Origin of the sequence: Cryobacterium sp. TMT2-42-4, from assembly GCF_004402645.1 — a bacterium.
GTDB lineage: Bacteria > Actinomycetota > Actinomycetes > Actinomycetales > Microbacteriaceae > Cryobacterium > Cryobacterium sandaracinum.
The window spans coordinates 1-21456 of sequence record NZ_SOFT01000024.1 but is presented as its reverse complement, the minus strand read 5'-3'; the positions used below and the strand labels follow the sequence as shown (position 1 = coordinate 21456).

18 protein-coding genes and 1 riboswitch are annotated in these 21456 nt (G+C 67.4%); of the genes, 8 read left to right on the top strand and 10 right to left on the bottom strand.

All coding sequences use genetic code 11. From position 1 onward, the window contains the following. Positions 1 to 99: 99 nt before the first annotated feature. Positions 100 to 555: an SRPBCC family protein gene (locus E3O18_RS07925; RefSeq protein WP_134394939.1), complete on the bottom strand. Its 456-nt coding sequence runs from the start codon at positions 553 to 555 to the stop codon at positions 100 to 102. Positions 556 to 664: 109 nt separating this feature from the next. Here E3O18_RS07925 and E3O18_RS07920 point away from each other — a divergent pair, with 109 nt between their 5' ends. The 4 genes from E3O18_RS07920 to E3O18_RS07905 all read left to right on the top strand — a co-directional run bounded on the left by E3O18_RS07920 (position 665) and on the right by E3O18_RS07905 (position 4693). Continuing rightward, complete coding sequence (locus tag E3O18_RS07920; protein WP_134417840.1) at positions 665 to 1096, top strand: alpha/beta hydrolase; 432 nt, start codon at positions 665 to 667, stop codon at positions 1094 to 1096. Between the two features lie 511 nt (positions 1097 to 1607). Next, positions 1608 to 1683, top strand: a riboswitch (cyclic di-GMP riboswitch). Between the two features lie 17 nt (positions 1684 to 1700). Further along, positions 1701 to 2555 carry an alpha/beta hydrolase gene (locus tag E3O18_RS07915; protein WP_347232340.1) on the top strand — a complete coding sequence of 285 codons (855 nt, stop codon included), beginning with the start codon at positions 1701 to 1703 and terminating at the stop codon, positions 2553 to 2555. After that, entirely contained in the window at positions 2552 to 4006 is a 1455-nt protein-coding gene (locus E3O18_RS07910; protein ID WP_134394941.1) for a diguanylate cyclase, read from the top strand. Before E3O18_RS07915 ends, E3O18_RS07910 begins: the two co-directional genes overlap by 4 nt. Positions 4007 to 4339: 333 nt before the next feature. Further along, a complete protein-coding gene (locus E3O18_RS07905; RefSeq protein WP_166784643.1) occupies positions 4340 to 4693 on the top strand; it encodes a type IV toxin-antitoxin system AbiEi family antitoxin domain-containing protein in 354 nt (117 codons plus the stop codon). A gap of 53 nt (positions 4694 to 4746) precedes the next feature. Here the strand turns inward: E3O18_RS07905 and E3O18_RS16555 are convergent, their stop codons facing one another. The 3 genes from E3O18_RS16555 to E3O18_RS07885 all read right to left on the bottom strand — a co-directional run bounded on the left by E3O18_RS16555 (position 4747) and on the right by E3O18_RS07885 (position 9066). Then, a complete protein-coding gene (locus E3O18_RS16555; RefSeq protein WP_241976638.1) occupies positions 4747 to 6825 on the bottom strand; it encodes an FAD-dependent monooxygenase in 2079 nt (692 codons plus the stop codon). Positions 6826 to 6905: 80 nt separating this feature from the next. Further along, entirely contained in the window at positions 6906 to 8159 is a 1254-nt protein-coding gene (locus E3O18_RS07890; RefSeq protein ID WP_241976637.1) for a type III polyketide synthase, read from the bottom strand. A gap of 55 nt (positions 8160 to 8214) precedes the next feature. After that, entirely contained in the window at positions 8215 to 9066 is an 852-nt protein-coding gene (locus tag E3O18_RS07885; RefSeq protein ID WP_134394943.1) for a phosphatase PAP2 family protein, read from the bottom strand. 62 nt (positions 9067 to 9128) lie between these two features. Between E3O18_RS07885 and E3O18_RS07880 the strand changes: the two genes are divergently transcribed. Both E3O18_RS07880 and E3O18_RS07875 read left to right on the top strand, forming a co-directional pair. After that, entirely contained in the window at positions 9129 to 9344 is a 216-nt protein-coding gene (locus tag E3O18_RS07880) for a hypothetical protein (RefSeq protein WP_134417839.1), read from the top strand. Positions 9345 to 9562: 218 nt separating this feature from the next. Beyond that, complete coding sequence (locus E3O18_RS07875) at positions 9563 to 10501, top strand: phosphodiesterase (protein WP_134394945.1); 939 nt, start codon at positions 9563 to 9565, stop codon at positions 10499 to 10501. On the opposite strand, the gene E3O18_RS07870 is transcribed toward E3O18_RS07875, so the two are convergent. The 6 genes from E3O18_RS07870 to E3O18_RS07845 form a co-directional block, all read right to left on the bottom strand. After that, positions 10431 to 12161 carry a stealth family protein gene (locus E3O18_RS07870; protein WP_134394946.1) on the bottom strand — a complete coding sequence of 577 codons (1731 nt, stop codon included), beginning with the start codon at positions 12159 to 12161 and terminating at the stop codon, positions 10431 to 10433. The genes E3O18_RS07875 and E3O18_RS07870 overlap by 71 nt on opposite strands. A 149-nt stretch (positions 12162 to 12310) precedes the next feature. Beyond that, a complete protein-coding gene (locus E3O18_RS07865) occupies positions 12311 to 12514 on the bottom strand; it encodes a hypothetical protein (RefSeq protein WP_134394947.1) in 204 nt (67 codons plus the stop codon). A 157-nt stretch (positions 12515 to 12671) separates the two neighbouring features. After that, positions 12672 to 13046: a DUF488 family protein gene (locus E3O18_RS07860; protein ID WP_134394948.1), complete on the bottom strand. Its 375-nt coding sequence runs from the start codon at positions 13044 to 13046 to the stop codon at positions 12672 to 12674. 50 nt (positions 13047 to 13096) lie between these two features. Then, complete coding sequence (locus tag E3O18_RS07855; protein ID WP_134417837.1) at positions 13097 to 15112, bottom strand: DUF255 domain-containing protein; 2016 nt, start codon at positions 15110 to 15112, stop codon at positions 13097 to 13099. An 81-nt stretch (positions 15113 to 15193) separates the two neighbouring features. Beyond that, complete coding sequence (gene pnuC / locus E3O18_RS07850; protein WP_134394950.1) at positions 15194 to 15877, bottom strand: nicotinamide riboside transporter PnuC; 684 nt, start codon at positions 15875 to 15877, stop codon at positions 15194 to 15196. A gap of 136 nt (positions 15878 to 16013) precedes the next feature. Then, complete coding sequence (locus tag E3O18_RS07845; RefSeq protein ID WP_134417836.1) at positions 16014 to 16781, bottom strand: helix-turn-helix domain-containing protein; 768 nt, start codon at positions 16779 to 16781, stop codon at positions 16014 to 16016. 121 nt (positions 16782 to 16902) lie between these two features. On the opposite strand from E3O18_RS07845, the gene hrpA reads away from it, so the two are divergent. Together hrpA and E3O18_RS07835 are read left to right on the top strand one after the other, a co-directional pair. Further along, positions 16903 to 20814, top strand: a complete 3912-nt coding sequence (gene hrpA / locus E3O18_RS07840) for an ATP-dependent RNA helicase HrpA (protein ID WP_134417835.1) — start codon at positions 16903 to 16905, stop codon at positions 20812 to 20814. Positions 20815 to 21038: 224 nt separating this feature from the next. Then, positions 21039 to 21456: hypothetical protein (locus E3O18_RS07835; RefSeq protein ID WP_134417834.1), on the top strand; the 418-nt coding region annotated here is incomplete at its 3' end.

Here is a 21456-nt window from a genome sequence, read left to right as displayed (position 1 = left end):
CAACCTGCCAAGCGCTGCGAGCGTCGCGTCACCTCAAGCGGTCGAACTCTGGTGTGAGGTCCGGACTATCTCGCATCGTGGGTTGGTCTTCAGGCAGCGTCAGGCCTGCACATCTCCGCGCCATCCACCATCATCGGTTCCCTTCGCCTCGATGAACTCCTTAAAGTTCGTGAGGTCTTTCTTAATGGCGTGATTGTCGATACCGAGAGCGGCCCCGGCTTTCTCAAGCAGCCCTGTCGCCTCCCAGTCAAGTTGTACCGTCACCCGTGTCTCGTTCGCGGCCAACTTATGGAACGTGACAACTCCCGCGTGGTCAACCTGGCCGCCGGTGCTGTTCCAGGCAACACGCTCATCAGGGTGCTGCTCAGTTATCCGAGCCTCAAACACGCGCTCCACGCCGCCGACTTTAACCTTCCACTCGGTGAGAGTGTCGGTCACCTGCGTCACGGATTCAACAAAACTAAGAAACTTTGGAAACTCCTCGAATTTTGTCCACTGGTTGTACGCGACGGTAACGGGAACGTTGACGTCGACAGTCTCGATGGCGTTGGGCATGATGACCTCCTAATGCGAATTCGACGGATGAAATAGTTTCTGCAATCCCATTCACAGTACCGAAGGTTAATCCAAGGGCAACCCCGGGTAAGGAACATCGCCTCCCAGCGTGTACTCGTCAAAGCAAAGTCCCTCGAAACTTCCCGGTCAAGTCAGGCCATCTCTTACCGACGACATCGAGCACCTGCGTGTCCATCTCGGCCTTGATCGCGTCGTTCTGATGGCTCACTCAGCGGGAACAAGATTGGCCCTTGCCTGCGCGGCGCAGTTCACACTCAGTGTTGCCAGGTTGGTGCTGACCACTCCTCCGGCGGCATATCTCGTCGATGAGCCGTCCGATGCTCACACGCTCATTGGGAAGCGGCGCGGAGATCTGCTTTTCGAGGCCGCTTTCGCAGCTTTGGAAGCGGGGCGCCAGACCGTTGACGATGACGGCTTTAACGCCTGGCAACAGGAGTCGGCGCCGGCCGGATACGCAACCTGGGGTCGCAACAGAACGATCCCACGGCGTCAGTCAGCGGAGGACGGGCGCGGGCAATGAGTTGTTTTCCTGCGATGGTCACCAGAAACGATCGCGATAAGGGCACCGATCACCAAGATTATGATCAGCGCCGCATGCGGGCCCAATCGACTGCTGACCCAGCGGGTAGCCCGCGCGAGGCGACGGCCAGACCAGGTCCGCTCGATGGGGACGGTACCGCCGTGCTGCACCAGGGGGGACGATGTCTTTACCGAGCTGATCAGCAGGACTCGAACACTTTCGTGTAACACACACGCCATTCATCGCCGGATCGAAGAGTCGCCGCGCGAAAGTATGGCGGGCCGATCACCTGCGCGTTTTTGACTGAGCGTCGGGGAGATCGTCTCCGCCGGCCATGTTTGAGGGACCTCTCCCCGTCGTCGGGCAGGGGCTGCCCTCGATTCCGGCCGAGGTCGTAATCCGGGCGTCTGCGGCGGATTGGGCAGGGCAAAAACAACGAGAACTGGGAGCAGCGAACGCGGTCCGTGTGGTTGGGTCCCCTGATAGAGTCAGCCGACGTATGGGCGTTTGCTCATCATGCAGGCAAACCCGGCGCGAGCCGGGGACGCAAAGCCACGGGGACACACGCTGTCAGCCGGGCTACCGAACAGCAAAGGCCACGCGCATGCTCATGGAAGCTGGGCCGCCCTCGCCCGAGGAGGCGACTGTTGCCGTTGAAGAGCTCTCGGCTGTCTCGCGGCGCAACAATGTAACGGTGAGTGGTAACCCGAACGGACGTGCGATCGTGTTCGCACACGGCTTCGGGTGTAACCAAAGCGCATGGCGACTGGTCACCCCGGCCTTTCTCGCGGACTACAAGGTCATCGTGTTCGACCACGTTGGAGCAGGCAGTTCCGACGCATCTGCCTACAGTCTCTGGAAATACGACTCGTTGCTCGGGTACGCGGACGACCTGCTCGAGATCCTTGATGAGCTGGACGTGACCGACGTGGTGTACGTCGGTCACTCTGTCAGCGCGATGATTGGTGTGCTCGCCGCGAACCGTGACCCGTCCCGCTTCGGCGCTCTCGTCCTGATCACCCCATCCCCTCGATACATCAATGCGCCGGGCTACGAGGGCGGATTCGAGGTCGAGGACATCAACTCAATGTTGGATGATCTGGATTCGAACTATTTCGGCTGGTCGTCGGTCATGGCACCACTGATGATGGGCAACCCGGACCGACCGGAGCTAGGAGATGAGCTGACGGAGAACTTCTGCAGCACCGACCCGACGATCGCCCGCCATTTCGCTCGTGTCACGTTCCTTTCCGACAACCGGGAGGACCTCCCCCTGGTCACCAGGCCGACTCTGATCCTGGAATGCACCGCCGACATCGTCGCTCCCGCCGCCGTGGGGCGCTACGTTCACCAACAGATAGCAGGCAGTACCCTGGTCACTCTCACAGCCACCGGCCACATCCCTAACCTGTCGGCACCCGACGCTCTAACGGATGCCATTCTTGCCTACCTGAAATGACTGACGGTGGCGAACGTGGGGTCGAGGGCATATTCGAGGACCTCTACGAGCACGCGCCGTGCGGGCACCTCTCCACAACGATCGACGGCATCATCATCCGAGTCAATAAGACTCTGCTGAAGTGGACAGGGTATCAGCGCGAAGAGCTCGTCGGCCAGCCGTTCGTCTCGTTTCTCCGACCCGGCAGCCAGTTGATGTTCGAGACTCGATATCTCCCGGTGCTCCACCTGCGAGGTGAAGTGAAAGAGGTGGCGGTGTCGTTCCGGCACGCGAACGGCACCGCGCTGCCAATGATGGTCAACAGCACTGTGACCACCGATGAAAATGGGGAACCCGTCACCATCCGGACGGCCGTCTTCGATGCCAGCGAACGCCAGGAATACGAGCGAGAGCTCCTCGCCTCCCAACGCAAGGCGGAGGCGTCGGAAACTCGGATCAGGGTGCTGCAGAACGCATCGAAAGTGTTGACCGGAGCCACTACCGACACCGCGCTGGCGTATCAGCTGACGAAGATCATCCGTGAGGCATTCGCTGCGTCTAACGTCTCGATGTACCTCCTGAGCGCTGAGGGGAAGCTGGACCTGACATCGGGAAATCCGGCGCTGGGACTGCTCGATCTGTCCGGCGACGGACCAGCCACGGTACTGGCCCGCACCGAGGACACGATGATTCTTTCGCGCGCTGATCCCATGGCCAAGTCATCAGGGCTCGCCGAAGTGATGCGAAGCGCCCAGGTGGAGACACTCGTGTCCGTGCCGTTGTCGGAAGAAGCATCTCCGCTCGGTGTCCTGATCAGTTCCTTCGCACGTTCAAGAAGTTTCGAAGCGGACGACATCGGGCTGTACGAAGCACTCGCACGTCAGTCCGCCCAGGTGCTGACGCGCATCCATCTCCACCAACGACTCGAACGACTAACACTCATCGACCAGCTCACGGGCCTTGCCTCCCGTCGCCTCATTCAACAACGCCTCAGCGACGCGGTGACCCTCTCACGACTCAACCGCCGTTCGATAGCACTTCTCCTCATCGATCTCGACGGTTTCAAACTCATCAACGATGAACTGGGACATGCCACCGGTGACAGCGTGCTCAGCGAGATCGGCGCCAGACTGTCGTCGGTCGTCCGTCACGGCGACCTCGTAGGCCGACTCGGCGGGGACGAGTTCGTGGTCCTTTGCGAGGACGTGAAACCCGAAGAGGTGGACCGTGTCGTCGAACGACTCCATGCCGCCCTCCGCGAGCCGCTCACCGGGCGCGCGAGCCAGAAACGGGTCACCGGGAGTATCGGCACCATCCTGTATCTCGGCGGAGTCCCGGATCACATCCCTCCCGACCTGATACTCGAACAAGCCGATGAGGCGATGTACCGGTCCAAGCGCGCGGGGAAGAACCAGGACACCACCGTCATAGTCGGAGACATCTCGCCCGCGGAGAACCACCCGATCCTCTAGTCGGCGACACGGTGTGCTCATCAGAGCTCGATCCCGTCACCCGGGCCTGTCCCGCCCTCGTCCACCCCTGTCAGTGTCAGGGCACCTCCAAGAGCCATGCCAGCGAGTGTCAAGGAATGAAGAAACCGACGATATCTGACGTCAGTTCTAGACTCCGACCTGACGTCCAGCTGGGGTGCACTCCAACGAGGCGTGTTCATCGGGCGCCCCCCTGATCACCACCATCTCGCCCTGAGTACTTCAATATTAACGTTTACATGCGATTGATGAAGCATGAAATCTCGTGACGTGCTTCGTACCGCGCAGGATCTTGCCTCCTCACAGTGACGTTTGGTGACCACACCGCAGGCCCGTCGTCTTGGTGCTACTGCCGCTCAGCTGGCCAGGTTCTCGGAGCACGGCGCCCTGGTGCGGCTGCAGCATGGCCTGTATGTGGTTGCCGGTGTCCCCGCAGCCCGAGGAATCGATTTGCCCCGCGCCATGCACCTGCCATCCCCGTCCTGGACCACCGGTTACAAAGCAGAAATGCGACAATTCTCAGCAATCCCCCAGGCCTGTCACGACTTCGACGCCGCACTCGAATTCACTGCAGCATGCCTGAACCCGCTCCTGAACGGCGAGATCATCTCCGGTTCATGGGACGCCCAAACAAGACTGTGGCGGGACTCCACACCAACATCCCCCTAGCCGGTATCTCTCGGTGCGGCTGACCAGAGACCGGGCCGCCCGGCGGCGGCGAGCTACAGCCAGCGCATGGTGAAGGCGCGGGCGAGCACGGCGCTGGCGGGCGGCGCCGCGAGGGCGCGCACGAGGCCGTTCCGCGCGCGCAAGCGAAGCCCCTGCACGGGTCCGCCCATCGCCATGTTGAAGTCGGCCTGCCGGGCGGCCATCCGAGCGCTGCGCCGGCGGCGGCGGTCGTAATCCCCGAGCACGCCTGAAGCGGCCTCCGGATCCCGCAGCGCCCGTTCCAGCGCCGGGGCCAGCTGCAACGCGTCGAGCCAGCCGAGGTTCATGCCCTGCCCGCCGATCGGGCTGATCTGGTGCGCCGCGTCGCCGATGAGCACGACCCGTCCCGCTACAAGACTCGTGGCGAGGCGCTGCTGCACCGAGAAGGCGCTGGCCGCCGCGGTCGTCGGAGGCAGCTGCGTGCCGGTGCGGGCACGGATGAGCGCAGCCAGGTCGTCGGACGTCGCATCCGTCTGCAGGGTCGGGGTCATGGCCACCCAGCGGCGCCGGCCTCCCGGCAACGGGAACGACTCGACCACACCACCCCGCTCGAAGAAGAGCACGGCCTCCCCGGGATGCTCCCCCGTGTCGGGGTAGTCGCTCATCAGGTACGTCTCGCCGCCGGTGCGCGCGGTGCAGCGGATGCCGAGTAGGTCGCGCACGAGACTGCGGGCGCCATCGGCGGCGACCACGTAGCGAGCCTCGAGAATCTCGCCGCCCGTCCCGACCGTCCCGACCCCCTCGACCGTCCCACTCGTCCCGCCTGGCTTCACCGTCTCGACTGTCGTAGCCGTCTCGACCGCGACCCGATCACCGCGCTCCGACACCCCGGTCACCGTTACGCCGCCGCGCAGCCGGCCGGGCGCGAGTTCGGCGAAGCGCGCGCGCAGCACGGCCTCGGTCTCGAACTGAGGCAGAGAGATCACGCTTTGCATCCGGTCGACGGTTTCGGTGAACGCCAGCCGGCCCAGCGTGCGCCCGTCCGAGCGCACCACGCCGCCGCGGATGCGCACCGCCCGGGCCAGCACCTCCTCCGCCACACCCAGTTGATCCAGTGCCCGCAACGACGGCGGGTGGATGCCGATGGCCCGGGATCGCAGCGACGGCTTGCCGCGCTGCTCGATCACCTCCACGTCGACACCGCGCACCGCCAGCAGTCCGGCGAGCAGGATGCCCACCGGTCCCCCGCCGACCACGATCACATCCCGAACCCGTGCCTCGCTGTCGTTCGCCTGCCCCCGCTCGTGCACGTGCGCGCCTTCCGGTTCCCCCGATCGAGAGCGCCCGTTGCGCCGGTCCCTCCTGACCGGAAAGGACACGCTCGCCGACGCCGTGTCAGCAAGAACCGACCCAGACGCCGACACGGCCGACGCGAGCCCGGCAGACGCCGGTCCGGCCGGCACCTCCCGGCGCAGCACGAGGCGCGACGGATGCTCCCGCGTCACCTGCCACCCGGGCGGCACCACCTCGCGCAGCTCGGCCGCCGTAAAACTGCGGCGAATGGAGGTGAGCCCGTCGTCGCGGATGAACGACCGGCGAAAGAGCGGCCAGGTGCCGAGCCCGAAGCCGAGGTACGCGAACCGGCTTCGTTCGATGTCGGCGTGCAGCACCCGGTGCGCGGCGAGCCGTTCCGAATCGGCGAGCAGTCCGCCGAGCTGTTCGCCGGTGAGGTGGTGCAGCACATGGTTGGAGACGACGACGTCGAACCGGCGTCTTTCTGCGACGAGATCGGAACTGAGCGCCCGCCGAAACGTCAGTCCGGGCAGAGGGGGCAGGCTCGTCGCGTAGGCGTGCGCGCGGGCATCCGGGTCAACGGCCGTGATGCGCAGGCGCAGGCCGTCCCGGGCGGCCCAGCGGGCCAGCGCCCGCGCCACGTCGCCGCCGCCGCAGCCGACGTCGAGCAGGGTGTTCTCCCGGGTTTTCGACAGCAATGGCCGGATGTCGCGCCGGTACATCCCGCGCCACCCCGACACCACGGCGTTCACAAACCGGAAGTTCGCGTAGGTGCTGGCAAGTTTGTCGGGGTCGCAGTCGGGGTCGTCCATGAGCTCGACGGCGTCACTCGCGCGCCGGCGCAGCGACGGAACGCGCAACGACGAGACGCCCAGGAAGGGTCGACTCCGCGACGATCGGCGCGCCGAAGCGAAATGCATCGACGGGATGCCCACTTCCGCTACCCGGCGGTGACGGTCATCAGCCCGGATTCGACCGTGAGCCCCGGGCCGAACGCCATCGCGCAGACCCGCTCGCCGTCATCCGTGGCCGGGGAGTCGAGGATGGCCTTGAGCACGAACAGGATCGTCGCGCTGCTCATGTTGCCGAAGCTGCGGAGAGTCTCCCGCGAGGGCACGAGCTGCGCCTCGCTGAGCCCGAGTTTCGCCTCGGTCTTGTCCAGGATGCTGCGCCCGCCCGGGTGGATCGCCCAGTGCGCTATCGCGGTGGCCGGTGTGGTGACCAGGACGACGTCAACCGGGGCGACCAGGGTTGCGACCGACCCGGCCGAGACACCCTCCGACACTCCGGCAGGCAGGAGCGGCGGCACCCTGGAAGGCACCAGCGCCGGCGCCAACACTGCGCTGAGCGCGACGTCCCGCGCGAAGAGGGGCGCCAGCGCCCCCTCGATGTGCTGGTCGATGATGTGCGGCACGTAGGTGCTGAGGATCATCTCGAACCCTTCGTCGCCGATCTTCCAGGCCATGTCCCCCTCTCCGATAGGCGTGATCACGGTCTCGAACAGGTCGAGGTTGAGGGCCTTCTCACCCGCAGCGGGGGCGCGGGAGCTGACGATCCCGGCCGCAGCTCCATCCGAGAACAGCGAGGAGGCGACGATCGTGTCCGGGTCGTCCGAGGTGCGCAGGTGCAGCGAACACAGCTCGGCGCTGACGACGAGCACGACGGCGTTCGGGTCGGCGTCGACGAACTGCTTCGCCGTGCGTAGGGCGGGCATCGACGCGTAGCAGCCCATGAAGCCGAGGTGGTAGCGCTGGGTCGCGGGGTTCAGGCCCAGCTCGCGCACGAGCATATAGTCGGGTCCCGGAGCGTAGAACCCGGTGCACGACACGGTCACCACATGCGTGATGTCCGAGGCCTCGATGCCGGGGCACGCCTCGAGGGCCCGCCGCCCGGCCTCGACGAACAGCTTCGTCGCCTCCACGATGTAGAGCTCGTTGCGCACCCGGGTGCTCGGCTTGAGCAGCTGCTGCGTGGCGGCGTCGAAGAACTGGGGATCGGACGACGCGCCGTCGAGGGTGAGCTCGTCGATGACGGTGTGCCGGGTGTCGATCCCGGACAGGTTGAACGACGCGGTCACCAGGCGCTGGGCCAGGCGACTGAGTCCCGGCTGGGCGGCGAAGACGTCGCGCACCTGATCCTGGATCAGTACTGTCGGGGGGACCACGGTCTGGAGCGCTCTAAGAGTGACGGACATAGCCCCAGTGTTACACGTGGGCACGGCCCGGCACACCCCCGTAAATGCCGTCAGATCAGGGCAGCGGGGCGAACAGACGGATGCCCGTGAGCCCGATCCCGAGCCCCGCGGCAACGATCGCGGTGACGCCGCCGATGTACGCGACGAGGGTTCCCGGGGTATCGCCGAACGCGCGGAAGTACGTGACCAGGAACGCGGCGACCGCGACCGCGGCGAAGGGGATCAGGATGCGTCGCTGCAGGCGGTCGACTCTGGGCGGGCGGGCGTTCTTCCCGCCGCGCGGCGCAGCGCCCATCGACCACGGGCCGCGGGTCAGCACCAGGCCGGCCACGCAACCCCAGACCGCCACGACGAGCAGGGCCGCGATGACATCGCTGGGCCGGTGCCAACCGTTCGCCAGCGTGGCGACCCCGGCCAGGATGGCGAAGCCGGAACCGCCGAGGGCGGCGAGGCCGCGCGTGCGGGGACTCGCGACCAGGAAAACGGCGAGCGCGGATGCCGCCGCCACCGTTGTGTGTCCCGAGGGGAACGAATTGCCGTCGTAGCCCTCCACCCCGAGGTCCGGCCGGGTCAGGAGCATGATCTTCAGCAGCTGAGTGCTCAGCACGGCGGCCAACGCTACCCCGCTGGCCACGATCAGGGTCCTGACGTTGCGCCGAACGACGGTCACCACCCCGGTGAGCAGAAGTCCCGCGATGACGGAGACCAGCGGAACGGCATCCAGCAGCTCCTGCGCGAGCGGGGTGACGCTGCGGCGTCCGAACTCCGCGCCGTCGAAGGCAAGCTGGTCCATGGCTTGGCCGGAGAGGGTGCGCACGAAGTAGAGGTAGAGCCCGGCGAACAGGATGATTGCAACGAACGCCCCCACCAGGTAGCGAACGGGGCTGATCGACGAAGAGGTGCGCACGCTCTAGCTTCGCACGCGGCGGCGCGGTTGACTCCGTTCGGTATCGGCGTAGCTTCTGAAAGATGGTCGGGAAAAAGCTGGGGCAGGCACGGGTCGCCCGAAATTCGCGCAGAAAGAGCGAAGCACAGATCGGCGGTTTCACGGGTCTGGAGGGAGACTTCGAGGCGGAACGGCGTCGCGCCACGGAGGCCGCCCACGAGCACACCGGGCCCTACGAGGACGACAGCTTCGACAAGTCGGTCTTCCCCGATTCGACCTCGGGTCTGACCCATCCCTAGGTGAGCCACCTCGTCCGAGCAGCCGTTGCCGGTGCACGAGGGCACGAAGAAGACCACGTCCTGATCTCGCGGTGACGACGGGCCCGGAAGTGAAACCTCCGGGCCCGTCAGTGTGTTCGCGCTCCATTCACCTAAGGTTCAGCCCATGCTGCTTAAATAATCAGAGTAGAGTCGGCGAACTCAACGAAGAGTCCTTAGCCCCAACGAATGGATGCTCCGTGAACATTCGAACGGCCGAATACCCCAGGCCGGATCATTTTCTGCTCCACCTCAGCGACACCCACCTGCTTGCGAACGGCGGTCGCCTGTACGATCAGGTCGACAGCACCGCCCATCTCGCGCAGCTGTTCGCGGAGGTCGAAGCCTCCTCCGGTCGACCCGACGCCATCATCATCACGGGCGACCTGGCCGACAAGGGCGAACCGGATGCCTACCGGGCCGCTCAACGGATCGTCGAGCCAGCCGCGGCGCGGCTCGGTGCCCGCGTCTTCTGGGTGATGGGCAACCACGACGATCGGGCGGCATTCCGCACCACGCTGCTGAACGAGCCGGCGACCACAGAGCCGATAGACCATGTCGACTACATCGGCGGCCTGCGCCTGATCACGCTCGACACCTCCGTTCCCGGCCACCACCACGGCGCCGTGACCGACGACCAACTGCGCTGGCTGGCCGGTCAGCTGAGCGTTCCAGCGCCGGACGGCACCATTCTGGCCATGCACCACCCGCCCGTGCCGAGCGTGCTCGACCTGGCCGTGTCGGTCGAGTTGCGCGGCCAGGCCCGTCTGGCACAGGTGTTGCGCGGCTCGGATGTGCGCAGCATCCTCGCCGGGCACCTGCACTACTCCTCGACCGCGACGTTCGCGGGCATTCCGGTGTCGGTGGCGTCAGCCACCTGCTACACCCAGGATCTGAATGTGCCGGTCGGCGGCACGCGCGGCCGCGACGGGGCACGCACCTTCAACCTCGTGCACGTGTTCGCGGACACGGTGCTGCACTCGGTCGTTCCGCTGGGCGACTACCCGGCGCTGGACTACATCGACGCGACGGAGAGCGCGCGCCGGCTCGCCGGCGACGGCATCCGGATCATGCCCGCGGGTACTCTGCCAGCGTTCCGCGAACCCCCGATGACCACACCGATCCCGGTTCTGCACTAGACGGCGGCGTGTGCCCGGCCTGGCCGGGAACGAGCTGGTTCTCGCGTTCCCAGGGGGCGACGATCGGGAAATAACGTTCGAGGAAGTCGGTCACGGCAGCGCGGCGAACCTCGTCGGAGATCTCCGGGTTGCTGCCGTCGTTGAGGCAGAACATGTCCTGGTCGCGGCGCTTGCGCAGGGCGTTCATCTGACGCAGCGCCAGCTTGAGCGTGGTTTCGATGTACAGCGAGCGCGCCTGGGTCTGCTCGACCGCCCGCCCCGTCATCAGCGCGTAGTAGTGGTACAGCGAGTTCGTGACCGAGATATCGGTCGCGGAGCGGAACTGGCTGGCCGCGGTGCGGGCGAAATCGTCGGGGAACTCCGCTTCGAGTTCCTGCATCACAGTCCTGCGGAGCGGCGCCGCCGTGTGCTCGAGGTGCCGCGTGGTGACCTTGCCGAAGCGATCACGCAGCAGGGCGCGGTTGACCCGGGCGCCGTTCTCGAACCCACTGCGGCTAATGTTGTTCTCGCCGAGGCCGATCCGGGTGGATGCCTCGATGAACTTGGTCACGCCGCCCGGCGAGAAGAACAGCTCCGGTCCGACCGGGCGGCCGAAAAACATGTCGTCGTTGGAATAGAGGAAATGCTCGGCCAGTCCGGGGATGCGGTGCAGCTGACTCTCCACGGCGTGCGAGTTGTGCGTGGGCAGAACACTCAGGTCGGGGAAGAAATCCTCGCTGCGCATGATGGTGACGCGCGGGTGCTCAGCCAGCCACACCGGGGCCGGCGAATCCGTGGCGATGAAGATGCGGCGCACCCAGGGCGCGAACATGTAGACGCTGCGGAGGGCGTACTTGAGCTCGTCGATCTGGCGGAAACGGGCATCCGAATCGTCGCCGTCACCGACGACATAGGCCTGCATGCGCTTGGCCCGTTCACGCTGGAAATCACTGGACGAGCCGTCGACCCAGGAGAAGACCATGTCGATGTCGAAACTGACGTCGCTGGCGAGGTCGTCGAACATGTGTTGCAGGGTGCGCCAGGTGCGCCCGAAGAGGTCGATCGTGGTCTCGCGGGCCTCCGCACGCGGCAGACGTGCCCGCATCAGCGAGTTCTCGACGGGCGCGACGATCTCATCGTCGCCGAAGTGCCAGAGCTCGAACTGGAAGGCCGTCTCGGCGCCGTAGCGCAGGCGGCCGATCGGCTCGATGCGCGGTCGGTAGACCCGGAAGACGGATGACTCACGCAGCGTCGTCAGGGCGCCGTCCGCCAGGAGCAGGGCCGGGGTCAGATTCCCGTCGAGGGGCTTGGCGTAGAAGGGTTCGTTCGCGAAAGCCTCCGCAAGGATGCGGGTGAGGTTCTTGCGGCGTTTGCGGTCGACCGCGATCACCGGGCGGTCCCCGTCGCCGCGCACGAGCAGGAAGTCGATGCCGGCCCGTTCGAGCGCGTCGCGGACCGCGAGGAGGTCCTTGACCATCGACTCGTGGGGGGTGAAGTGACCGTTGATCAGGTTGATCTCGCCCTTGCGCACGACCACGTCATCACGGTCGAAACGGCGGGTGCGCGGGTCGGGTGAGAGCAGCACGAGCTCGGGTTCCTGACTCAGCGTCAGCACGGGCAGGTTGTCTGCCGGTTCGTTCGAGGAGCGACGCTCGGTTTCCGGGCGATCGAACGTGGCCATGGTCCTCCTCGAGAAGAATTGGGAACGCTCATTCACGAGGCAACCACACGCAGTGCCGGGGAGAGTGCGTCCGTTGATGCCGGACAGCAACGACCGGTTCAGAGACCGGAGCGAAGCAGCCGGCGGAACGCGGTGGCGCCGCTCCTATTCTACGTCTTCTGCGTCCCCCGCTCGCCGCGGTGACGGGACCGCCCGGTGATCGCGGTCGAGCTTGTGCGCAGGCTCTCCTCGTCGTGGCCGACGGCTGTCAGCCAGGAGGTACCGAACGCCAGGCGGGAGTACCCGATCGCGCCGACGACCATGCTGGACGCGGTCGCCAGGAGTCCGGCCCCGATGGTGATTTCGGGGACCATCGCCGGAGTCCGTCCGGTCGTCGGCGCCGACCGGTGAGGTCGGCTGGTATGAGGTCACCGGCTTGAGGATACCGGCTTGAAGTCACCGGCTTGAGGTCACTGCGGAGGCCGGACGGCCGGCGCGATTTCCGCTCAGGTGCCGGGTCAGGCGGACGGGTCAGGCCTTGTCGATCAGATAGTCGGCCAGGATCCGGGCGTGGTTCACCATCGGGTCCCGAGCACCGTAGAGCAGCGTGGTTGTCGTTCGCGTCTCCTCGTCGCGGGCGATGAGCGTGCGGAGTTCCTGCACGGCCGCCGTCGTCTCGGGCGCGGTGTCGAGTTCGGCCCGGTAGCGCACCGCGAACTCGTCCAGCCGGGCCCGGTCGTGGTTCCACCACCGGCGCAGGTCCGGGCTGGGCGCGATCTGCTTGAGCCAGGCGTCGAGCCGGGCTCCCTCCTTCGAGACGCCGCGCGGCCACAGCCGGTCGACCAGAACCCGGGTCCCGTCGGTCGCGGAAAGTTCGTCGTAGACCCGCTTGATCTGTATACCCATCTGTCCATTCTGTTCCCGGCGCGGCCACCGGCCGACCAGTCTCCGTCCGGTCAGGCCATCGGCAGGTCGGCCGGATCGGTGATGGGCAGGCGGCAGACGAAGTCACGGCAGAGGTAGGCCGTCGGCAGACCCTGGTGTGCGACCCGGTCGCGGAACAGTTCGAAGCCGGCGTCGGCGAAGGCCTGCGCCTGGACCTCGGTGACGGATGCGACGAGCCCGCTCCCGCGTCGGCGCACCGCGTCGAGCAGTGCGGCGGGTTGCCCGGGGGCGGCCCCGTCCGGCCCTGCCCCCGGCCCGACCACGTCCGCCCCGACCACCACGAGTTGTTCCACGGGGCCGGTCAGAATGCCGGACAGTCGCAGGGCCGCCCCGAAGGCGAGCGGGCGTTCGAGCGCGCGCTCGGCCAGGGCCGCCATCGCGGCAACCGCGGCCGCGCGGTACCGGTCGTCGCCGGTCAGCAGGTAGAGCAGGTTCGCCGCCTCTGCGGTCGCCGTGATCCCGGACGGATAGGCCCCCTCCGACGGGTCGACGTCCAGGGCGAGTCCCTGCGCGGCAAGCACCGGGTCGGGCCCGTCGGGAGCGCGAAACGGCATCCCGCCGGCGTTAGTGCCGAGAGTGACAGTGCCGGCGGTGGCGGCGTCGGTGGGAGCACTGGTGCCGGGAGTGCCGGTGCTAGGGATGTCGGCGGCGGGCGGTACCGTTTTGGCATCCGTTCCCCCCAGCGTGCCGTCGATGAGCCGGCGCGCGGCCGCGGCATAGCGCACCTCGCCCGTGGCCAGAGCAAGCTCGAGGAGACCCTGTGCACACATCCCGAAGTCCTCCAGGGTGGCCTGAGCGGCAGACGTGCGCCCCGCGATGGAGGCCCGCACGAGGCTTCCGTCCCGGCGCAGGTGACGCGTGAGCAGGTAGTCGGCGGCCCTCGCGGCCGCCGTCGTGAGGTCAGGATCAGCGAGGGCGAACCCGGCGCGGGCCAGGGCTCTGATGGCAAGGCCGTTCCAGCCGGTGAGCACCTTTTCATCGAGCGCGGGAGGCTCCTCCTGCAGCCGGGCGTCCTCGTCCAGGGTGTAGTAGACGCCTTCGACGCGGCGACCGGCAACGGTGCTCTCGGAGTCCTGCGCGCTGGCGAACCCGCCGCCGGGCAGGCGCAGCACGGTCGTGAGGAACCCGGCGACACCCTCGGCGACCGTCTGCGCCCATTTCTCGCCGGTGAGCTGCCAGGCCTGGGTGTAGAGGTCGAGCAGCTGCGCGTTGTCGTAGAGCATCCGCTCGTAGTGCGGGTCGCTCCAGTCCCGGTTCACGGCGTAACGGAAGAAACCGCCCTCCACCGGGTCGCGCAGGGGCGAGGCACCCATGCGCTTCAGGGTGCGCAGGGCGAGGGCCTGCGCTTCCGGAGCCTGGCCCACGGCGCCCGGCCGGCCGAGCAGAAACCCCAGCACCGGCGCTACGGGAAACTTGGGCGCGCCACCGAATCCGCCGAAGCGGGGGTCTTCCAGGCCCACGAGTTCGACCTGGACCCGGTCGAGCGCGGCGGGGCTCGGTAGCGCTCCGCCGGCACCCCGCTGCACGGCGGCGGCCGCGAGCGCCTCGGCGACGAGGGACGCGCTTGCGGTGACCTCGGCGCGGCGGTTCGTCCAGGCATCCGTCACCGCTTCGAGCACCTGCCGGAACGACGGATGCCCCGGCAACGGCAGCGGCGGAAAGTAGGTGCCGGCGTAGAAGGCCTGCCCGTCGGGGGTGACGAACACGTTGAGCGGCCAGCCGAGCCCGCCCACGAAGGCGCTGGCCGCGGCGAGGTAGCTGGCGTCGACCTCGGGATGCTCCTCCCGGTCGACCTTGATGCTCACGAAGTGCCCGTTCAGGTAATCGGCGAGTTCCGGGTCGCTAAAGCTCTCCCGGGCCATGACGTGGCACCAGTGGCAGGTCGAGTAGCCGATCGAGACGAGCACGGGCAGATCGCGCAGCCGAGCCTCCACGAAGGCCTCCGAACCCCAGCCGTACCAGGCAACGGGATTGTCGGCGTGCGAGCGCAGATAGGGGCTGATTGCGTCGACGAGGTGGTTGGACATGCCTCCATTGTGCCGCTGTCCCCGGCCGGACGCTCCCTGCATCTTTCTTCAACGAACCTGAGCGGAGCAGGTCAGGGCAGGTCAGAGCCGGGCGGCCGCCAGGTCGACGGCGAGGGTTCTGCGGGCGCGGCGCTGCACGCGCATCCAGACGAAGAAGCCGGCGAGGGTGAACGCGCCGTAGAAGATGTAGAGGATGGCCGAGGCGTAGTAGCCGGCGCTGAGCAGCAACGGCACCCCGACGATGTCGACCACCACCCAGATCAGCCAGAACTCGGTCCAGCCCTTCGCCATGCCGTACGTGGCCAGCAACGAGCCGGTGAAGATCCAGGCATCGGCCCAGACGGGCTCGAACGAGCCGAGCGCACGGAAGACCGGCGTGAGCACCAGGGTGCCCGCGACGAGCCCGAGTCCGAGCAGGATGCGCGCGCGAGCACCGGCCCAGTGCGGGGCCACGGCAGCCTGCGCGCTCCCCCGACGATGGGTGGACCACTGGACCCAGCCGAAGATCGACACGACGATGAACATGATCTGCCGCCCGGCCTGGCCGAGCAGATTGATCGGGTTGGGCGTGCCGAACACGGCGCCGAGGAACACCGTGAACAGCAGCACGTTGCCCGCGATTCCGATCGGCCAGGCCCACACCTTACGGCGCATCCCGCCGACGGCGCTCAGGATGCCGAAGGCGTTGCCGATGATCTCGCGCCAGAGAATGGTCTGGGTTCCGATCTGCAGCTGTGCGTCGAAAAGCCACTCGATCGGGTTCATCCGTCATCTTCCTCGCCGGGCGGTTCCCGCCCTCCCCAACCTAACCCTCCTCCCGGGCCGTTATTCCCAGTGGCGGCAGGGCAAAGCGAGACGGCGCGAGGCGGAGCGCGTCAGTTCACGTCGTCGGGCTGCGCGCTCACTCGGCCGGCGGACTCGGCTCGGCCCACTCACTTCCGAGGTGCAAGTGGCACAGCTCGGGACCCACGAACGGGCGCAGCCCGACCTGGTCCGGGTCGTGGCCGAGCTCGCGGGCGACCCCGCGCACGAGGCCCAGGTGCACCGAGCAGATGACGTCGGGGGCGTCCCGCGCATCGGCGCGAAACGGGCAGGCCAGCAGGGTGATCAGCGGGGCGGAAACGTCGGCGACACCGTCGGAGTCACCGTCGGAGGCACCGGCGTCCGCCGCGGACTCGGCTTCCGCAGCCGGAGCCGGCTCCACCGCCGAAACCAGCTCCGGATCGAAGCCGAGCCGGTCGAGGATACTCAGCAGCGGCGCGATGCCCTCTGCGGCGCTCCCCCGCAGCTCGTCGGCGTAGCTCTCGGCCCAGGTCTCACCGGCGCGGATCGCCCGGGCCCGCCCGCTGTCGGCGTCCTCGGCGAGCGCGGTGGCCAGCACCCGGCTCAAATCGTGCTGGGCACCGCCTTCCCGGGCGGCGGGTCCAGCGGTGAAGAGGATTCGCGGGCGGCCACGCGTTCCCGCGCGCCCGACGGCGCGCCGGATCAGGTCGGCGTTCTCGAGCTGATCGAGATGGAACCGGGCGGTCGTCACGTGCAGCCCGATGCGCGCCGCGACCGCGGCGGCGTCGAGCGGGGTGGCCGATCCCATCAGGAGGTCGAGCACTTGGCGGCGCGCGTCGGAGGCAAGGGCGGCGTGCCGGTCCCCCGTCCCTTCGTCGTTGATCATTCTTTGATGCTAACATCGTGCGGTTAAAAACGCGCCGGTACAGCCACAGCCGTCGGGCCGATCACCAGGCGAACCCGGGCAGCATCCGTCGTTCACCGCGAGGTCATACGATGGAAGGCTCATGATCCCCGTCGAAGTCACCTTCCCGCCCGAGCTTCCGGTCAGCCAGCGCCGGGAGGACATCGCGCGCGCCATCCGTGACAACCAGGTGGTCATCGTCGCCGGCGCGACGGGTTCCGGAAAGACCACCCAGCTGCCGAAGATCTGCCTCGAGCTGGGCCGGGAGAACATCGGCCACACGCAGCCCCGCCGTCTCGCCGCGCGCACGATCGCTGAACGCATCGCCGAGGAGCTCGGACAGGAGGTCGGCCAGACGGTCGGCTACCAGGTGCGGTTCACCGACCAGGTCGGCCCGGACACCCGCATCAAGCTGATGACCGACGGCATCCTGCTCAACGAGATGCATCGCGACCGTCTGCTGCGAAAGTACGACACGATCATCATCGACGAGGCGCACGAGCGCAGCCTCAACATTGACTTCCTGCTCGGCTACCTGCGGCAGCTGCTGCCGCAGCGCCCCGACCTCAAGCTCATCATCACGTCCGCGACGATCGACCCGCAGAGCTTCGCCGAGCATTTCGCCACGCCCGACGGCACGCCGGCCCCGATCATCGAGGTCTCCGGGCGAACCTACCCGGTGGAGATCCGCTACCGGCCGTTGGTCGCCGAGGTGATGGACGGGGACGACGACGACACGACGGATGCCGCGCCCACGGTGGACAGGGACTACATCGAGGGAATCTCCGCCGCGCTCGATGAACTCGAACGGGAGTCCAGCGGCGACGTTCTGGTGTTCCTCAGCGGTGAGACCGAGATTCGGGACGCCGCGGACGCCCTGCAGGGCAAGTACGCCTCCTCGGGGCGCACCAGCCCCACCGAGATCCTGCCGCTGTACGGGCGGCTCTCCTCCGCCGACCAGCACAAGGTGTTCCAGCCGTCGAAGGTCGCCGGCGTGCGACGCCGCATCGTGCTGGCGACAAACGTGGCCGAGACCAGCCTGACCGTGCCGGGCATCCGCTACGTCATCGACGCCGGGACCGCCCGGATCAGCCGGTACAGCGTGCGCTCGAAGGTCCAGCGGCTGCCGATCGAGGCCATCTCGCAGGCCTCCGCGAACCAGCGCTCGGGCCGAAGCGGCCGCACCAGCGACGGTATCGCCATTCGCCTCTATTCGGAGGAGGACTTCACCCGCCGGCCCGAGTACACCGAGCCGGAGGTACTGCGCACGAACCTGGCCGCGGTCATCCTGCAGATGATCTCGCTGGGCCTCGGCGACATCGCCGCGTTCCCGTTCCTCACCCCGCCCGACTCGCGCGGCATCAAGGACGGCCTCGACCTGCTCGCCGAGCTCGGCGCGGTGGCTGCGCTCACCGCCGGCCACAAATCCGGCATCTCCAAGCCCGGTATCTCCAAGCCCGGCATCTCCACACTGACCCGCATCGGCCAGCAGCTCGCAAAGCTGCCCATCGATCCTCGGTTCGGACGAATGGTGATCGAGTCGAAGACGCAGGCGGTGAGCCGCGAGGTGATGGTGATCGTCTCTGGGCTCACCATCCAGGACCCGCGCGAACGGCCCCTCGAGCGCCGCGCGCAGGCCGACCAGCAGCACGCCCGGTTCACCGACCCGACGAGCGACTTCCTGAGCCTGCTGAACCTCTGGAACTACCTCGAGACGCAGCAGAAGGAGCTCGGTTCCAGCGCCTTCCGACGCCTCTGCAAGAACGAGTTCCTCAACTATCTGCGCGTGCGCGAATGGCAGGACGTGTACAAGCAGTTGCGCCAGATGGCCAAGCCGCTCGGTCTCCACATCGGGGATCCCAGCGTGAATCCCGATGGGATCCACCGTTCGCTCCTCGCCGGTCTGCTTTCCCACATCGGTCTCAAGGACACCGCCAAGAAGGACTACATCGGCGCGCGCCAGCAGCGTTTCGTGATCTTCCCGGGCTCGGCGCTGGCGAAGAAGCAACCGAACGCCGTGATGAGCGCGGAACTGGTCGAGACCAGCCGCCTGTTCGCCCGGATGAACGCGGTCGTCGACCCCGCGTGGGCCGAGCCGCTCGCCGGCGACCTCTGCAAGCGCAGCTACTCCGAGCCGCACTGGGAGAAGAAGCAGGGCGCGGTCGTCGCCTACGAGCGGGTCACCCTGTACGGGGTGCCGATCGTGCCGCGCCGCCGGATCCAGTTTTCCCGGGTCGACCCGGCGTACGCTCGCGACCTCTTCATCCGGCACGCGCTCGTCGAGGGCGAATGGGACCTTGACCGAATCGACCAGCGCGTCACGGCCTTCGACCGGGCGAACACGAGCCTGCGCAAGGAACTCGCCGAACTCGAGGAGCGCACGCGGCGCCGCGACATCCTGTTCGACGACGAGGCCGTGTTCGAGTTCTACCAGAAACGCATTCCGGCCGACGTATGCTCGTCGCGCACGTTCGAAACCTGGTGGCGCCAGGCGCGCACCCAGACGCCCGATCTGCTCACGATGACCGCCGAGGCACTGGTGCCCGAGGACGCGCCGGAGATCGACGAGGCCGTGTTCCCGCCGATCTGGCGCCAGGGCGACCAGAAGTTCGCGCTCGGCTACCGGTTCGAGCCCGGTGCGGACGACGACGGCGTGACCGTGCAGATCCCGCTGGCTCTGCTCGCGAGGCTCTCTCCCACCGGCTTCGACTGGCAGGTACCGGGCCTGCGCGCCGACCTGGTGACCGCACTGATCAAGTCGCTGCCAAAGAGCATCCGTCGCAACGTGGTGCCGGCGGGGGACTGGGCCAAGCGACTGTTGAACGAGTTGCCGCCGGCGCCGGGTGAGGTCTCGGTCGGGGTGTCGGGCCTGGGCGAAGCCACCCGCGGCTCCATGTTCGACCGCGACGATGTCCCCTTCACCGAGACGCTCGCCGCCCTGATCCAGAAGCTCACCTACGTGTCCGTGAAGGCGAACGACTTCGAGCTGGTCCGGGTTCCGGCCCACCTTCGCATGACGTTCCGTGTCGTGGACGAACGCGGTCGCCCGAGCGCCTCCGGCAAGGACCTGCTGGAGCTGCAGCGCCGGCTCGGCACCCAGGCCCGCGAGAGCGTGGCCGCGGCATCCGCTGCCACCCCCACCAACGCGATCGAGCGCTCCGGCCTCACCACCTGGGACTTCCCCGAGCTGCCCAGGTTCCTCGACACCAAACAGGGCGACAACACCATCCGCGGTTACCCGACCCTCGTCGACGAGGGCACCTCGGTGGCGATCCGCATGATGAGCACGGAGGCCGAACAGGCCCGCACCCTGCCCGGCGGGGTGCGCCGACTGCTGCTACTCGCCACGCCCTCCCCGGTGGCCTACGTGCAGCAGCACCTCACGGGGGCCGAGAAGCTCAGCCTGGCCACCAGCCCGTACCGCAGCACCCAGGCGCTGTTTGACGACTGCCTCGCGGCGAGCGTCGACGACGTGCTGTTCCGGGTGAAGCCGGGCGGTCAGGTGTTCATGCGCGCCGAGTTCGACACCATCCGCGACCGGGTGTCCGGCGTGGTGATGGACTCCATGTTCGACACGGTGGGCCTCGTCGCCCGCATCCTCGCCGCCGCGCGCGTCGCCGACAAGGCGCTCAAAGCCTCCACCAGCATGGCCCTGCTGCCGGCCCTGACGGATGCCCGCGCGCAGCTGGCCGGGCTCGTCTACCCCGGTTTCGTGAGCGCCACCGGCCTCGTGCAGCTGCGGCACCTGCCACGCTACTTGGCCGGCATCACCGCCCGCATCGTGAAGCTCGGCGACAATCCCAGCCGCGACCGGGTCTGGATGAACGAGAGCCAGGCAGCCACCGGACGGTTCGAGGATGCCGGCGGCAGGATCCCCTTGCAGGCGAACGCGGCCGCCAATCTGGTGCGCGGGCGCTGGCTGATCGAGGAGCTGCGGATCAGCCTCTTCGCCCAGGAGCTCAAGGCCGCCGAGCCCGTGTCCCTGCAGCGGATCCACAAGGCCCTGACCGGCTGAGGTCTCCGTCGTTCTCGGTATCCGGCACCGCTGCGCTGGATCATCGGTAGCCCACCTGCCCGAAGTCAGCGTTGAGATGGTCCTCCCAACGATCCCTCATCGATACGGTTCCGGGCGGGGCTCCTAGCGGGGCTCCATTAGGAGGCGTATATAACTACGATATATCTCTAGTTTTTTCTAGGCTAGCATGGTTTATTTGTTCACAATGAGGTAAACTCGGGTTTGTGATCAACCTCCTGGAACACCCCGAAGCGGATGCCGCGCACGGCCTGTCCGCGGCGGCTCGGGCGGTCGCGGAGCTGCATGCTCTCGCGGCGGGGCTCGGGGAATCCCTGCGGTGTTCGGCGGTGCGCGGTCTCGACGACGACGGCCTGCTGCAGGTGACCGCGGCGGTCGAGGTCCTCGGCCGGCGAGTCTACGCGCTGCGGGTGGCGGCCGCGGCGGAGGTCGCCGACCGGTGCCGGCCCGAGCTCGGCACCGGGCAGCTCTCGGCGAAGCGGGGCTGCCGCACCGCCGGAGAACTACTCGAGCGCCTGACGCTCGTCTCCGGGCCGACCGCGGGGCGACGGATGCGGTTGGGCAGGCAGCTGCGCACCGGCCGTTCCCTGGGTGGCGAACCGCTGCCGCCCACCTTCCTCGCCA

Coding starts and splice junctions, on each gene's coding strand:
- E3O18_RS07925 (WP_134394939.1), bottom strand. CDS start 555: ATGCCCAACGCCATCGAGACTGTCGACGTCAACGTTCCCGTTACCGTC.
- E3O18_RS07915 (WP_347232340.1), top strand. CDS start 1,701: ATGCTCATGGAAGCTGGGCCGCCCTCGCCCGAGGAGGCGACTGTTGCC.
- E3O18_RS07910 (WP_134394941.1), top strand. CDS start 2,552: ATGACTGACGGTGGCGAACGTGGGGTCGAGGGCATATTCGAGGACCTC.
- E3O18_RS07890 (WP_241976637.1), bottom strand. CDS start 8,159: ATGTCCGTCACTCTTAGAGCGCTCCAGACCGTGGTCCCCCCGACAGTA.
- E3O18_RS07880 (WP_134417839.1), top strand. CDS start 9,129: ATGGTCGGGAAAAAGCTGGGGCAGGCACGGGTCGCCCGAAATTCGCGC.
- E3O18_RS07870 (WP_134394946.1), bottom strand. CDS start 12,161: ATGGCCACGTTCGATCGCCCGGAAACCGAGCGTCGCTCCTCGAACGAA.
- E3O18_RS07865 (WP_134394947.1), bottom strand. CDS start 12,514: ATGGTCCCCGAAATCACCATCGGGGCCGGACTCCTGGCGACCGCGTCC.
- E3O18_RS07860 (WP_134394948.1), bottom strand. CDS start 13,046: ATGGGTATACAGATCAAGCGGGTCTACGACGAACTTTCCGCGACCGAC.
- E3O18_RS07855 (WP_134417837.1), bottom strand. CDS start 15,112: ATGTCCAACCACCTCGTCGACGCAATCAGCCCCTATCTGCGCTCGCAC.
- pnuC (WP_134394950.1), bottom strand. CDS start 15,877: ATGAACCCGATCGAGTGGCTTTTCGACGCACAGCTGCAGATCGGAACC.
- E3O18_RS07845 (WP_134417836.1), bottom strand. CDS start 16,781: ATGATCAACGACGAAGGGACGGGGGACCGGCACGCCGCCCTTGCCTCC.
- hrpA (WP_134417835.1), top strand. CDS start 16,903: ATGATCCCCGTCGAAGTCACCTTCCCGCCCGAGCTTCCGGTCAGCCAG.